The sequence below is a fragment of the Okeania sp. SIO1H4 genome (genome assembly GCF_010672695.1).
Classification (GTDB): Bacteria; Cyanobacteriota; Cyanobacteriia; order Cyanobacteriales; family Microcoleaceae; genus Okeania; species Okeania hirsuta.
In genome coordinates this window covers 725,442-740,576 of the sequence record NZ_JAAHGB010000006.1, presented here as the reverse complement: position 1 = coordinate 740,576, position 15,135 = coordinate 725,442, and the positions used below count along the sequence as shown (strand labels likewise).

Sequence of the window (15,135 nt, the reverse complement as noted above, 5' to 3'; positions counted from 1 at the left end):
GGTGCTTTTCTGGTAAATTCAAGGAATTTTATGTAGTTTTACGAAAAAAATGGATTTAATTAAATCAAAAGTGAAGGATGAATCAAGATTAAAGGAAATTGGATTAGGTTTAGCTTTATCATTCCTAGTAGCAACACCAGCACAGTCAAAGGTACTTCCCCTTTCAAATCAGTTAATTCTATTAGAGAACCAAGCTAACAATCTATATAATTCTATTAATAATTCAGAGCAGGGAATCTACATTAATAATGTGGATAACATTTCAATACTACTGGATAATCTACCTCAAAAAGGAGGTTATCAAAAATTCCCGCTTTTGACAAATCAGATATCACCCTTAACACCCATATTAGAACAAAAATTATTAACAAAAAAACATCAGAAAAAATTTACTGGAAGATTTATCAATATATCTGTAAGTAGTACAGACAATAAAATCCCTCAAATCAATACATTAAAATTATCAGAGTTAATAACTTATATACAGAATGAAAATCCTCTGGAATTACCTACAAGTGGAAACTCTTTAACATTATTGCCTCCCATATCAGAAAAACGAACATTAATTAGTAGGCACGAACTGCTGAAAAAAAAGCTAGAAGTTGAGCTAATTAAATCCAATACTAGGGAAAATCTACACAAGGAACAAGAAAAAATTCCTATAACTCTGGCAAATAAAAATATCAACAAAAAACCGGGAAAAAGTCAGAAAAGTTTTCAAGAATTAGAAGAAATTACACCTGGATTAGTTTCACAAAATCAAACAGAAAAAATCTCTGAAAATTTTAATTTATCAACCCTTAAAACATCCTCTAATACTAGAGAAGAAAATGTAGCAAAACCGGATAATCAAATTGAACAAAAGCTAAACCAACAATCCTCAAAAATATTTCGCACTAATGAAATTCAACAGCCTCTAACTATCGCATCAGCACTATACCAACCAGATATAGTTATTACTAACTTTTCAGAAAATATCAGAATAGCTCAACAAATAATCCAAGTAACGAATATTGAAGTTAACACCACAGAAGAAGGTATAGAGATTGTATTAGAAACCCTCAATGGAGAAAAATTACAACTCAGGAGTTCTGTAGATGGAAATACTCTAATTGCTAATATTCCCAATGCTGTACTAGCTCTTCCAGATACAGAAGAATTTTCAGCTAAAAATCCCATCAAAGGTATTACTAATATTACAGCCAGAACAATAGATGGTAATAGTATTAGAGTTAGTATAGAAGGAGAAACAGACTTACCAACAGCAGCCATAGTTTCTGCAGATGAAGGGCTAACTCTAAGTGTAAATCCTGTCACTGATGAAATAGAAGTAGTAATTAGTGCTACTCGTACTGGTAGAAAACAAGAAGATATACCCCGTAGTACAACAGTCATCAATCGCGAACAGATAGAAAGTCAAGGGGCAGTTAGCACTACCAATAGCTTGACAGATGTACTCGGTAGGCTAATTCCTGGTTATGGGCCTCCTAATCAAGTTGAACGAGGGGCTCGCGCTCAAAATATGAGGGGTCGTCCCGCATTAATTTTAATTGATGGAGTTGTTCAAAATTCAAATTTGAGCGGCTCGCGAGTTAATATTATAGATCCGTCAGCCATTGAACGTATCGAAGTAATTCGCGGGCCATCTTCTATCTATGGAACTGGAGGAAGTGGGGGAATTATTAATATTATCACTCGCGAACCTACAGAATTTAAACTTCAACAACAAACACGAGTAGGTATAAATGATTCTATAGGTGATGAAGCATTTCCGGGAAATGGAATAGGTTACAACTCTAGCTATAGTTTTTCCGGAAATCAGGGAATATTTGACTGGCGGTTACAGACATCATTAAATCAGAATAATAGATTGTACGATGCTGACGGGGATGTAATTCCATCAAATGTTTTAGATGGAGCGAGGAGCTTAAATTTTCTGACAAAACTGGGGATAGATATTGGTGAAGATGAAAAGCTGGCATTTAGTTATAATGTTTATAATGACCGGATATTTTCAGAAAATATTTCAGATCCTGCCGTTGTATCAATTCCTGGTATCCAAAAGGCAAGAGAATTAAGATTGGGTAAACTTGATTATGAAGAAATACCAGAAACGACAAATCATAATGTTAGTGCAACTTATAACGATGATAGTATTTTTTGGGGTTCTCAGCTTTATACTCAATTCTTTTTTCAACAAACAGATTCTACAAGTAAAGTGGGTGATAACAGAGAACTTATATCACTCATATTAGGAGGTATAGAAGTAGGCGCTGATGCTCCTCTAGTTACCCAAGGTAGGCAAATTGAGAGCAAAGTGGGCACTAGATTTCAAATTAATACACCAATTGCTAATAATTCTGCAACTGTAAGGTGGGGTTTTGACTATACAAATGAAAGAAATGACAACAGGGAATTGTTTGCCGATCCAGTAGCGTTTGATCAAGAGCGAGAAGTAAATATCACAGAGAGTATCAGAACTTCTCCTAGCTTTGTGTTAAATAGCTTAGGAATTTTTGCTGAAGGAAATTGGGATGTCAATGAGAAATTAATACTCAGCGGAGGTGCCCGTTATGAAAAAATCTATGCCAATGTTACCGGATGGCAAGCAAGTCCATTTGAGAATTTCGTTGACGTTTTGGCAGGAAATCCTTTGGATGAATTTGAAGGAGGTTCAAGTGATGCTTCAGATGTAGCATTTAATTTTGGTGTTCTCTATAAGGCTTCATCAGCAATTAGTTTATTTGCTAACTTTTCTCAAGGCTTTAGTATTCCTAGCTTGAGTTTTCTGGGGAATAGTGACCCGGGAAACGTCGATCAGGGAATTGATGAAATATTGGAACCGGAAAAGGTAGATAATTATGAAATAGGGGTGCGTGGCACTTGGAACTCAGTACAGTTTACTGTGGCAGGTTATTATAACCATGCTGATAAAGGACAAAATTTATTTCTGGAACCTGGTGTACTTACTACACAGTTTGTGAGGACTCCTCAACGAAACTATGGAGTAGAAGCTACTCTTGATTGGCAACCAGCTAATACCTGGAGTCTTGGTGGCACATTGACTTGGATGGAAGGTGAGGGTGATTTTGCTGGTACAGAGCGTAGTTGGCAACCTTTGAGTACCTTGGAAGCACAACCGATGAAGTTAACATTTTATTTAGAAAATCAAACTTTGCGTAGTTGGAAAAATCGCTTACAACTATTATATGTAACTAATCGCGATCGCGCTTTTGATGATGGAGTAGATCAAGTTAGGATTGCAGGTTATGCCACAGTAGATTTTATTAGCGTTCTTGATACTGGTTTGGGCAGATTAGAGGTAGGTATTGAGAACTTGTTAAACCGTCAATATTTTCCTGTTGTTGCTCAACTCCGTTCTACAGACGTTCAAGAACAAAGGCATCTTGCAGCTCCCGGAAGAGCTCTTAGTATTCGTTATTTTCTGGATTTTTAGTAGTCGGTAGTCAGTAGTCAGTAGTCAGTAGTTAATAGTCAGTAGTTAATAGTCAGTAGTTAATAGTCAGTAGTTAATAGTCAGTAGTTAATAGGTATGAAGCACAGACATAACAAATTAAATATTCCCAGTGCGGGCATCTTGCCCGCGATAGCTTATCTCACCAAAGTGAAATCTGCTGTAAGTATATTTCGCTTTACTATAAGTTTTTTAATGCTTGTAACTTTAATCAGTTGTGCTTCCCCAACTACAAATTCTAGTTCTACATCGTCTGAACAGCAAAGTCCTGAAACAGTGACAGAGGAAGCCATAACTGTAACTGACTCTACCAATACTGAGATTGTTTTAGACAAAATTCCAGAGCGTATTTTGTGCCTCGATCCTGTCTGCCTAGATATTTTAGCTGAACTAGGAATAGAACCAGCGGGGATTTTACAAACTATGGCTGATTGGGTTCAAGAACCTCATATGTTTGGAGAGCAGGGTAAAAAATTTTCCCAAATTGCTAGTATAGGTGAGCTAGAGTCAAATTTAGAGCAAATTGTCCAACTCAAACCTGATTTAATCATTGGCCTTCCTATACACAAGAAAACAAGGGAAGCACTCAAAGGAGTTATTCCTTTTTATATGCTAGCGATGCCCGAAACTTATTCAGAGGCGATCGCTAACCTGAAAACTGTTGGACAACTTACAGGGAAGAATGTTGAAGCTGAAGCAGCAGCAAAAAAATTTCTGGATAAGTTAGCAACTTACAAAGCTAAATCACCCCAAAATCAAACCTTTCTGTTGATACATAGTCCAGCAGGAAATTTAGCCATATTTACAGACAAAGCTCTCAACTGTCGGTTCCTGAATCAAGTTGCTAATTGTTTGTCACCTGAGTACAATAGCAATTTAGTTGAAATACATGGTGGTGTTTCTTTTTCCCTAGAAAGACTTACAAAATTGGAACCGGACGTGATTTTTATCTCCTCTTATGATGTTGATAATTATGGAGAATTTGCAAATTATTCAGATAGTCCTTTGTGGCAAGAGTTAACAGCAGTGAAAAATGGGCGGGTTTATGGTGCTAACCCAGCGAAAATTATGGGTTTGGGAACTCGTGGTTTAGGTCTGTTGTTAGATCAAACTATGCCTAAGATTTATCCAGATGTGTTTTCGGAATAGCAATACTAAAGTGTATAGGGTAGGAACATAGTTCAATAATTAACAATTAATAATTTTTTTAGGGAACAGGGAAAAGGTAGAAATTTCAGTTTTAGGATTGGTATCCAATTTGGTTGAATAATTGTCCGAAGCAACGATAGGAAGCAATCTCGCACAACCGGATTTTATTATAACTAGGCAAAAAAAATCCGTTTGGGGCAAAATTATGCTCTGAAATCTGTTGATTATTGAGAATAATTTTTATTTCTTGTTAAGAAGCAGTGTCAAAAAAGGGCGTTGCTGAGGGGCGGGATGAATCTAGAGGGAACGGGCAAATCCCAAAACTTAAGATAGTGAATTAATAGTCGGATGGAATGTTTAAGCATCTCTATTGACTTGGAATCACACAAGGTCTTGCGANGTCTCCTGTCTCCTTCTTCAATGCCTTTTTTCAGTGATTAAATTCACTGGAGATAGAGCGGTATTATCCTGTTTGATTAGCGTAATTATTACGCTAACTGTTAGTTACTTTTTGTCCAAAGTCCAATCGAATATCTTTACTCACTAATAACTTTGATTCAGGTATAATAATAATATCTCAATAAAATATTAAATATATATACCTATGGATACTGCAAAAATTAGCACCGAATCAGTAAAGTTACTATCTATTATTACTGGCAATAAACTAAGCAAAAGAGATATTAATCCACCAGTATTGTTTCTGGCAAATTTAGTCATCATATTGATAGGTGTTATTTATGCAGATGGGAAAGTAGCAGAGGAAGAAAGAGCAAGATTAAAAATTACCCTCCATAAATTTATCCCGCCGAAAGGAAATATCTTGGAATTAACTAAGTTAATGATTAAAGGAGTATCAAAGCAACATCTTTACAAAAAAATTGAGGCGATTTTGACATTAACTTATCCTCTGTCTCCTCCAGAAAAATTGTTATTAATTTGCTTTGGTTATGAGATGTCTGCTGCTGATGGAAATATTGATGTACGAGAAAAAAAATATTTGGAAATTATTAGTCGTAAGTTAGGCATTAAAACCAAACATTTGCAGGTATTAGAAGCAGGATTTACTCATCAAGAAAATTTCGCCCATAAGGCAATGGAGGAAGTGGCATATTTACTCAATCCAGCACGTTTCCATCAGTTAGATAATATTTTTGTCAAAGCTGCTAGTGAAATGCTAAATTCACTCTTACCCAACTACAATCAAAATCAAAACAAAAAAAATCAGCCTCAACAAACTGTTGTTTATCAAAGATTAAAAGAGTTTCAAAAATATAAACAACAATTGCATAATCTTTGCTCCGAAATTTATCAAATAGTTACAGTATCAACTGAGAGAGATTTACTGCCCAATACTTTAATATCTGAAGTAAATAAAATATTAAAAAAATTACAATCCCAAAAATTCCGAGTTGCAGTGGTTGGAGAATTTAGTCAAGGTAAATCAACCTTATTAAATGCTTTGTTAGGAGAAGAAATTCAACCAGTCAGAGAAATTCCTTGCAGTGGCACAGTTACAGTTTTAAAATATGGCGAACAAAAGCGGGTAATTTGTCGTGATAAAAATGGTAATGAGATAGAAATTTCTTTAGCAGAATATCAGGAAAAATCTACTATTTCAGAATCAGCAGCTTTAGGAGATATGAGTCAAGAATTAGCACACTCAGAGATAGAATCAATATTTTTTGAACATCCAGATTTAGAGTTATGTAAAAGTGGGGTAGAAATTATTGATTCTCCTGGTTTAAATGAAAATCCTAACCGTACAGCTATTACTCAAAAACTATTAGAAGATACTGATGCAGTGATTTTCTTAACTAATGCTTCTCGACCATTAACTCAAGGGGAACAAGAGTTAATTCAAAGTATAAAGTTGCAGTTAAATGGGAATCAAATTAATTTACCTGCAGATAATTTATTTGTGTTGGTGAATTTTCTAGATTTGGTCAGGAGTGAAAAAAGCCGTCAGCAAATTAGGCAACGATTAGAAAATTTTGTATTTGGTGAAAAACCGATTATTTCTACTGATATTCATTTACATTTTATTTCTGCTCAAGCTGCTTTAGATGCAATTTTAGAGAGTGAAGAAAATGAATATTTAACCTCTTTTAATAATTTTACAAAGTCCATAGAAAAGTTTCTGACTATTGAGCGAGGTGTTGTGGAATTTCAGCAGTTTGTAACTAAGATGAATAGTTTAATTTCTGAGTCAATAAAAGGATTAGAACAAGCAGAAAAAATTTTAGATGGTCAGGTGTATTTGCCGGAAGAGGCAAAACAGAAAATATTGGAAAAAATAGGGGAAGCTAGTGAAGGGGATGTGAAAATTTTATCAACTACTGAAAAACTGAAAGATAAGAGTATTAAAAAAGTGGCTGAAGCATGGGTTCAATGGACAGAAGGATTGAGCGATCACTTATCTGAAAAAATTAATGAATGGGATTCAGAACATTCACCTCTTTGGGATAAGGAAAAAGTTATCAAAGATTATGCTGAAGGATTTACAAGTTCTCTTTCTACAGAATTAGAAAATTGGGGTAATACAGAAGTCAAGAAAATTGTGGTGAATAATTTACAGATTTTAAGTAAAGAAGTTTGTCAAAACTTAGAGGTTGTTAGAATGAATTTACAAGAGGTTGATGAGCAAATAAATTCTAATTTGAATGAGCAATTTAATTTGGCAATTAAAAATATTAAAGTAGATGGATTAGATATAAATTCTGTAATTAAGTTAGAAGAGTATGATGATAATGGAGGTGCTTTATGGGAAGGATTACAATTAGGTAGTCTCACGGCAGGTGCATTATTTATGTTTACAGGATTGGGAATTTTGCCTATTATTATAGCTGGGGGAGCAGTGGCTTTGATTAGCTCATTTTTTGGTATTGGTGGTGATGAAGAAAAAGCAGATATGAAAATTAAACAACAAGTTTATAATGTGGGTTTTCAAAAGTTTCAGGAGTCTTCTGAAGAAATACTTGATAAGGTTTGTGACAATATTGCTGAAGTTTTCTATACTCAGTTTAAATCTGTAAGTACGGTAATTGAACAGGCAATCTTGCTTTACGAAAATATCCTGGAACAACAAGATAAAGCTCACAAAGAAACTCAGTCACAACTACAAGTTGAAAAAGTATTTATATCCACTAAACAACAGCAACTTAAACAAATACAAAGCCGACTTGAAATAATCTTAACTCAAATTAGTGGGAGTAAATAAACTGCTATTGACTGAAATGAAAAGTCCTCAATAATTTATTTACTAGAAAAGGCGATCGCTCAAATTATTCAGCGGGGGAGTAGAGGAGAATTCAACAATTAATAATTAATAATTACCTCTCCTTAAAAAGAAGAGGATTGACGCTGAAGGAATTTTTTTTCTTTTTTCTCCTTTAAAGGAGAGGCTTTTAATCTTAATTATTCGGTAAATACAAGAGTAATTAACAATAACTGGTTAATAATTACTAAAAGTTTATTCAGTATATAGCGTTTTTCAAATTAGTGAGATACAGTTGTTTTTCTTTTTTTCTATCCCCTGTTTCTCGAATTACTACTCCCTACTCCCTACTCCCTACTCTCTAAAACAAACGAATTTTGTACCTCACCAATATGAGAATTGCTATATGTTAATTAATTAATAATTGAAGTGTTACTTAAGTATAGTATTTTTTATTTCAAATTGGTATAAAAGGGGGTAGGGAATAGTAAGTAGAAGAATATCCGCGCCCTATTTGCGTAGTGCTATATTTATTCAAATTGTATAATTCAGAGGAATAAAATCAAATGAGTCGCAAGAAACCTTTTTCTCCAGAAGAGTTTAAACTGCTATATTCTCAAGTTCCTAGATTAGTTGTAGAAGTAGTTGTGAAAACTGATTTAGGTGTGGCATTAACTCTTAGAAAAGATGCTGCATGGAATAATCTGTGGCATATTCCTGGAGGTACGGTTTTTTATCAAGAATATATTGAAGATGCTATTCAAAGAATTGCCGTAGAAGAGTTGAGTATTACAGTTACAAAACAACAGTTATTAGGATATTTAGAATATCCGAGTGAAGAAAAACAACGTGGTTTTGGTTGGTCTGTAGGATTAGTATTTTTATGTACTCCTAATTCTCCGCTCCCGACCGAAAATCAAGAAGGAGAAAAAATTCAAATTTTCGATTATGTTCCTGAAAATATTGTTGAAGAACACAAAAAAATTTTGACTCAAGTTTTATCGACTTAAGAGGAAACAGAAAACCAGAAATTTATATTCTTAAAAATTAGAAATTAACTACACTGTGTTACAGGTTGAGAGTATTAGATAGGGAAAAAGATTACCAAATAATGAATAATTAGGATTTGCTGAAAAAGTATTATGATTGAGGTTAGGAGTCAGGATAAATAGGAATTATAGAGTAGGTAGTAGTAAGAATTGTCCCTATATTTTTCTGCCCAACTCTTGCACAAAATGCTAACTTTTTGAGCTTGATCAACCGAAAAGCTGGCACTTTTTTTCAGCCTAAAACAGTTAAAAACTTTATCTATCAATCCTTTGATATTTAATCAGCAAGTCCTAATTATTTATTAAAGTTTAAATTCAGATTCCCCACGTCAATTTGTTACATAAAAAGTTTGCTGAAAAAGTCTTTTAGTAGGCGTAGGAGACAACCCACCCCTAACCCCTCCCAGGAGGGGAGAAATGGGAATGATCCAGGAGGTAGGATTCAACAATTAAGAATTAATAATTAATAATTACTTCTCCTTGAAAGCGGATAGGATTGACTCAAAGGAAAATTTTTTTCTCCTTTAAAGATAATAAAGCTGATACCTGATAGCTGACTGCTGTTTGTGCAGCATTCCGCAGGAAATGCTTACAACTGTATTGACTTATAAATAGGGAGTATCGGAAATATTTATCGTTGATAAGAGGCTTCAAACCCAAATTTTTCGGTGAATATGGGGGCAATTTTCTACCTTTTTCCCCTATTCTATTTCTCGAACTCCTAACTCTTGACTCCTTTGCCAAAAACCCTTACCTTTGCAAAGATATCTAAGGGTTCTTTCATTAATGGATAATTGATAATTGATAATTACCTCTCCCTTTTAGGGAGAGGATTGACCAATAAGGAAAGAATTTATTTTTTCCCTTTGAAAGGGGAGACTTTCAACCTGAATTATTTAATTATTTAATTATTTAATTATTAATTATTCGGTCATACCAGAATACGCGATAAATTTTGGCTACAAATAATAGAAAATTGTGATGATAGTTTCTCTATATTATTGCTCTTTTCTTACTTCATTCTACTTCTTCCTTACTCCTTATCAAAAAACTAAATATTACAAAAATTTCAACTTAGATAATTAACCTTTTCTTGACTACCTTCTACTATAGCAATCAGGAATCAGTTGTGAGAATTGAGTTATTCCTTAAAAATATAGAATATAGCAATTATGATATTCATATGATACGTTTTTTTCTTCTTATATGTTGCCTGTTCCCTGTTGCCTGTTCCCTAAAAGTTTCCAATATCTCACAACTCAAATCATATTGCTATATAAACTTACTGTCGCGATCGCAACTGCTTTACTATTACCATCTACTTTTATTATCCAAAATCTAAAAATAGTAAATTCTTGATTTTATATTACACTGAGTAATATGTATGTAATATAATTGATATAGCACTACGCAAATAGGTTAGGAAATTTATAAATACTCAAAGTTAGTCAGGGATTACTTCTAACTTTTGTAGGGGCAAATGGCCATTCGCCCCTGCTGACTTCTGACTTGCGTAGCGCCATAGCTGTGCCTCTAAAATATTTGATAGTAGAATTATGGCAACTTTTCGGGACATCATTAAATACTACCAGGCATATCTACCACTTTCCATCTTAGGTATCGGAGCATCTAGCACTCTCGAACTAATTGATTTAATAGTTCCTTATGCCATCGGTCAGACTTTGAACATACTTTCAGACCGCTCTACAGACTGGCCAATGGAAAACTTGATTGGAGCAGTCTCCAATGTAACTGGACTACCAACTAATCAACTATTATCCCTATCAGTGACATTAGGACTAATATTTTTAGTCAGCATCACCAAAGGTCCAACTATGGCTTGGTTAGGACACTGGTATCACTGGGTAGTTCCTCTAAAAGCACGTCGAGACCATTTCCAAAACGCCGTCAAAAAAATCCTCACCCTACCTATAGAATTTTATGATGAAAATAACCCAGGACGGATAGCTAACCGTATTTCTAAAGGAGTCTTAAACCACACTTGGACTTATCCTGAAATTGCTGGTGTATTAATACCCAAATTAGTGCGTGTAGTTGGAATTTTTATCGTCATCTGTTTAATAGAATGGCAGATTGCTATTCTATTCTTAATTTCTTTTATCTTTATCCTCAGCTTTACTATCAAAACTCTTCAAAATCTTGCCAAAACAGAAGTAACTTTTGATAAGTATGAAGAAAACACAGAAAGTCGCAACTCAGAAATTATTACCAATATTAAAACAGTCAAAGCATTTGCCACAGAAACTCAAGAACTGCGCAAACAAACTACCCGAATTAACCGCGCTCTCAAATTTATTATCTATCGAATTCATCGAGGCTATGTTTGGCTATCTATGTATCAGACAACAGTTGTTCAATTTTGCCTTTTCTTCATTCTAGGTTTAACATTATCAGCAACATTGTCTGGCGAAATTTCTCTAGGATATTTCGTGACTGTATATACACTAGCAAGTATGGCTTATGCAGAGATAACTCCTATTAGTCAGCTAACTGAAGAATTTGTCCGTCGCTATGCTTCAATGATTCGTTTCCATGAATTTATGAAGTTACCTATAGGTTCTGATGCTGCTAATTTATCAGGAAAAATAACCAGCTACTCACAGATTAATGCCTATAAATTTACAGGAAAAGTTGAGTTATCTAATTTAAGTTTTAGTTACAACCCAAACCAACTTGTTTTACAGGATATAAATCTCTTAATTACACCTTGCCAAACAGTAGCTTTAATTGGAAAATCTGGCTCAGGAAAATCTACTTTAGTCAAATTAATATTCAGATATTTTCAAGCAAATAAAGGCAAAATTTTAATTGATGGAGAAGATATTAATACTCTGGATATTACAGGTTATCGACGTAGATTAGCAATTGTTCATCAAGAAGTAGATATATTCAATGGCACTCTATTAAGTAACTTGACTTACGGTAATCCTCAAGCAACTTTTGCCCAAGTTAAAGATGCTTGTAAAATTGCTAAAGCTGATGAATTTATTGAACAAATGCCTCAAGGTTACTATACAGTTGTTGGTGAAAGAGGAATGCGATTATCTGGTGGTCAACGACAACGTATAGGAATTGCTAGGGCATTATTAGTAGACCCAGATGTGCTAATTTTTGATGAGGCAACTTCCAGTTTGGACTATGAAAGTGAGCGATCGATTCAGTTAGCAATGCGTAATATTTTTGGTACTCGCACTACAATTATTATTGCCCATAGATTAAGTACAGTTAGGGAGGCGGATAAAATCGTAGTTCTTGACCAAGGTAAAATTGTCGAAGTTGGTAGTCACGAAGAATTATTAGCTCAAAAAGGTATTTATAGACGACTACATTCATTGCAAGAGACTGGAGAATTAATAGCTTAAGTTTGGCAGGAGGAAACAAGAAAAAAAGTGTCTACTTTCGTAGCATGATCTAGTACACTGACACATCTAAAATGGTGCAATAAATATAGGTTGGGTTGCGGGACGTTAGCGGAAGCAAGCTACAACCCAACCTACATTTTTAGGCATGTCGGTCCACTAGGAAAAGTTAGTCCAAAAAAGAGAATAACTTCAATCTCCTAAAAATGACTAATACCCTTGATATTTAAGTATTTATGCCTTTTTTAGATCAAACCGTCTGCCTGTATATATTTGAGTCTATTCCATCGCTCTGTTTTGTCTAAGTCCCACTAATATCAATTTTATAAATGTTTGCTACAAATGACTGAGCTTTTTACCCGGAGTTAGGACTCAGAATCGGGAGTCATAATAAATGGCTTTAATACCATTTTTAAGTCTAAAATCCTCTTTTTTGTCAAAGGCACATCTGCTACAAAGTATGCACTATCACACTTATTATTTGTAACATTATTTTTTTGAATTGGTACAACTACTATTTCTCCCTGTTGCCTGTTGCCTGTTCCCTCTTTTCTAGAGATGTCTAATAAAATTTTTTCCAAAAACTATTGCAATTAATTTTTTTTGTGTTAGTATATATAAATGTGAGTCGTAAGGGTCGATGCCCGAGTGGTTAATGGGGGCGGACTGTAAATCCGCTGGCTATGCCTACGCTGGTTCAAATCCAGCTCGGCCCACTCACAAATAGGAAGGATTGAAAGAAAGACGCCCGTGTGGCTCAGTGGTAGAGCACACCCTTGGTAAGGGTGAGGTCACGAGTTCAATCCTCGTCACGGGCTTATAAAATAATTAATAGTATTCCTAAACGTATAATATAATATCATAATAAATAAGTTTTGCTTTTTTCAATTATATATAGTCATGGTTAGAGCCAGATGAAAAAAGCCTAAAGCATCAGATGGTTATGTAATTAAAGCTTTAGTATTTTAAGTAGAGTTATACATATTTAGCTATCATTCTCAAATAGCTTCAATGGTATGGCACAATCAATAAACTAAGTATTTTTTGGGGAAGGTGGTATGACACCTACAAAACTTTCAGATTCAGAAAAATTAGAAATTGTTGAGCTGTATCAAACTACAGAAGATAATACTATTACTCTAGCAGACCGTTACGGAGTAAGTAGTTCTACTATTAGACGTATACTGCAAAGTAACATACCAGAAGATGAATATAAAGAGCTAGTTCACCAGAAGCAAAAACGTCCATCTCGTTCCCAAAAAAATAATATTGACCAGGATACAGCAGATGATCTGGATGAGTTAAAAGTCAAGGAAGACTTAGATGGAGAAGTATTAGATGATGGGGAAGATGAATTAGGTGAAGTAGTCAAAAAAAGACGACGACGGTCTTCTTCATCTAATAATTCAGAGATAGATCGGCAAACAGAAGCTCCTAAATTATCTTTAACTTCTCAAGAAAAGCAAAAATCAAGCGATCGCCTTGATAATAATTACGATCTGCCAAAAGAAGAAATAGAAGAGATTTTAGCAGCAGATTTACTAGAGCAAACCCAAAATTTAGATGATTTTGAGGATGATGATTTAGAAGATTTTGCTCAAGAATTTGACGATGAAGATAAGCTTGACGAAGAAGAGGATGTAGAAACCCCTTATAACTTATCTATTCAGAATTCTAGTTATTCTGAAATTAGAGTATATCCTCTCACAGAATCTGTTCTGCCAAAAATTTGTTATCTAGTAGTAGATAAATTTACAGAGTTAGTTACTAAACCTTTGATGGCCTTTTGCGAGCTAGGACAAATACCTATAGAAGATTCTCAAGAGAGGACTTTACCAGTTTTTGACAATCACCGAGTAGCTCATAGATTTTCTACCCGCAACCAAAGAGTGCTAAAAGTGCCTGATGGTAGAATGTTGCAAAAAACTTCAGTATATTTACAAGCAAAAGGAATTACTCGACTACTGATTGATGGTCAAGTATACAAGTTATAGTAACTACTGAGGTCAGGAAATTCTTGACTAAATTCTTTAAATTAAAATCTAAGAATAAGAATAGGCACAATTTATTTTCCAGAATCAAATCAAAAATCTTCTTGATGCTCTTTCATCTGTCCAATACCAATCAGAGGTGGTAGGAGAATAGAACTAACGATAACTCCTATACTCACGCTAAATGCCAAAATTACTCCGATAGGTATCTCGATAGACCGGAAAACAATAAATTTCAAAGATATTGGGGCAGAATTCTGGACTGAGAAGATTGCAATACCACTCACCCACAATGCCAGAATTATACTACTGAGAATTGGCGAAATGAATTTTTGCATTAAAAAATCAGCTTAGGAAACGGAATATAACTAATTATCACCTTACCATGAATTACAACATTGAAGAAGGAAGAATGAAGAAGGAAGAAGGAAAGACTGTAGTCCTGCTCGCGTAATGTTAGATGGGGATTAACAACGGTCCTTTATGGGAGTATCTTGCTCCCACTACTGTTGTCCTTAACCAAAAAAATTACAATAGACCACTATTACAATGCACTACCACCGAAAAAACTAAAGGACTGGAAAGGTGGATGGAGATACTAATACAATTTCTGAATAGTAATGCTATGTTTAATTACCATCTCCCCATTAAAAAGATACATAGCAAACTGTTTGAGATTTGGTCTAAAATGTCGCTGCTTGATCGAACCCCAAAAAACTTGTAGATACCGCAGTTGACTTACGTGGGTATTAAATCCATAAGAGAAAAGATAAAGGAAACTAATGGTAACTAAATAGTATAAAAAATTTGCCAGATTAAGTGTAATAATATTACTCATCTAAATTATATTTAATTCATTGATGTACCGTAGTCT

At 34.4% G+C, this 15,135-nt stretch carries 8 protein-coding genes and 2 tRNA genes; 8 read left to right on the top strand and 2 right to left on the bottom strand.

The genetic code is table 11. The features are described from left to right. The first annotated feature begins 49 nt into the window (after positions 1-49). The 5 genes from F6K06_RS07395 (at position 50) to F6K06_RS07375 (ending at position 12,273) form a co-directional block, all read left to right on the top strand. Positions 50-3,457: a TonB-dependent receptor domain-containing protein gene (locus F6K06_RS07395; protein WP_287238870.1), complete on the top strand. Its 3,408-nt coding sequence runs from the start codon at positions 50-52 to the stop codon at positions 3,455-3,457. 96 nt (positions 3,458-3,553) lie between these two features. Beyond that, positions 3,554-4,624, top strand: coding sequence for an ABC transporter substrate-binding protein (locus F6K06_RS07390; RefSeq protein ID WP_287308816.1), 1,071 nt, complete (start codon positions 3,554-3,556; stop codon positions 4,622-4,624). A gap of 604 nt (positions 4,625-5,228) precedes the next feature. Then, positions 5,229-7,844 carry a dynamin family protein gene (locus F6K06_RS07385; protein WP_287238865.1) on the top strand — a complete coding sequence of 872 codons (2,616 nt, stop codon included), beginning with the start codon at positions 5,229-5,231 and terminating at the stop codon, positions 7,842-7,844. Positions 7,845-8,407: 563 nt separating this feature from the next. Then, the gene (locus tag F6K06_RS07380) at positions 8,408-8,851 is read left to right on the top strand and encodes an NUDIX hydrolase (protein WP_124144910.1); all 444 of its coding nucleotides are present in this window, start codon (positions 8,408-8,410) and stop codon (positions 8,849-8,851) included. A 1,595-nt stretch (positions 8,852-10,446) separates the two neighbouring features. Continuing rightward, positions 10,447-12,273, top strand: a complete 1,827-nt coding sequence (locus tag F6K06_RS07375) for an ABC transporter ATP-binding protein (protein ID WP_124144911.1) — start codon at positions 10,447-10,449, stop codon at positions 12,271-12,273. Between the two features lie 362 nt (positions 12,274-12,635). Here the strand turns inward: F6K06_RS07375 and F6K06_RS07370 are convergent, their stop codons facing one another. After that, entirely contained in the window at positions 12,636-12,851 is a 216-nt protein-coding gene (locus F6K06_RS07370; RefSeq protein WP_124144912.1) for a hypothetical protein, read from the bottom strand. Between the two features lie 53 nt (positions 12,852-12,904). Between F6K06_RS07370 and F6K06_RS07365 the strand changes: the two genes are divergently transcribed. The 3 genes from F6K06_RS07365 to F6K06_RS07355 all read left to right on the top strand — a co-directional run bounded on the left by F6K06_RS07365 (position 12,905) and on the right by F6K06_RS07355 (position 14,264). Beyond that, positions 12,905-12,986: transfer RNA gene (locus F6K06_RS07365), tRNA-Tyr, on the top strand. Positions 12,987-13,016: 30 nt separating this feature from the next. Further along, a tRNA-Thr gene (locus tag F6K06_RS07360) sits at positions 13,017-13,088 on the top strand. Between the two features lie 240 nt (positions 13,089-13,328). Continuing rightward, entirely contained in the window at positions 13,329-14,264 is a 936-nt protein-coding gene (locus tag F6K06_RS07355) for a hypothetical protein (RefSeq protein WP_124144913.1), read from the top strand. Between the two features lie 89 nt (positions 14,265-14,353). Here the strand turns inward: F6K06_RS07355 and F6K06_RS07350 are convergent, their stop codons facing one another. Beyond that, positions 14,354-14,599, bottom strand: coding sequence for a lipopolysaccharide assembly protein LapA domain-containing protein (locus F6K06_RS07350; RefSeq protein WP_124144914.1), 246 nt, complete (start codon positions 14,597-14,599; stop codon positions 14,354-14,356). Positions 14,600-15,135 lie beyond the last annotated feature (536 nt).

What these genes read in the sequence shown, in the direction of transcription:
- F6K06_RS07385 (WP_287238865.1), top strand. Translation starts at nt 5,229, where the DNA reads ATGGATACTGCAAAAATTAGCACCGAATCAGTAAAGTTACTATCTATT.
- F6K06_RS07355 (WP_124144913.1), top strand. Translation starts at nt 13,329, where the DNA reads ATGACACCTACAAAACTTTCAGATTCAGAAAAATTAGAAATTGTTGAG.
- F6K06_RS07350 (WP_124144914.1), bottom strand. Translation starts at nt 14,599, where the DNA reads ATGCAAAAATTCATTTCGCCAATTCTCAGTAGTATAATTCTGGCATTG.
- F6K06_RS07395 (WP_287238870.1), top strand. Translation starts at nt 50, where the DNA reads ATGGATTTAATTAAATCAAAAGTGAAGGATGAATCAAGATTAAAGGAA.
- F6K06_RS07390 (WP_287308816.1), top strand. Translation starts at nt 3,554, where the DNA reads ATGAAGCACAGACATAACAAATTAAATATTCCCAGTGCGGGCATCTTG.
- F6K06_RS07380 (WP_124144910.1), top strand. Translation starts at nt 8,408, where the DNA reads ATGAGTCGCAAGAAACCTTTTTCTCCAGAAGAGTTTAAACTGCTATAT.
- F6K06_RS07375 (WP_124144911.1), top strand. Translation starts at nt 10,447, where the DNA reads ATGGCAACTTTTCGGGACATCATTAAATACTACCAGGCATATCTACCA.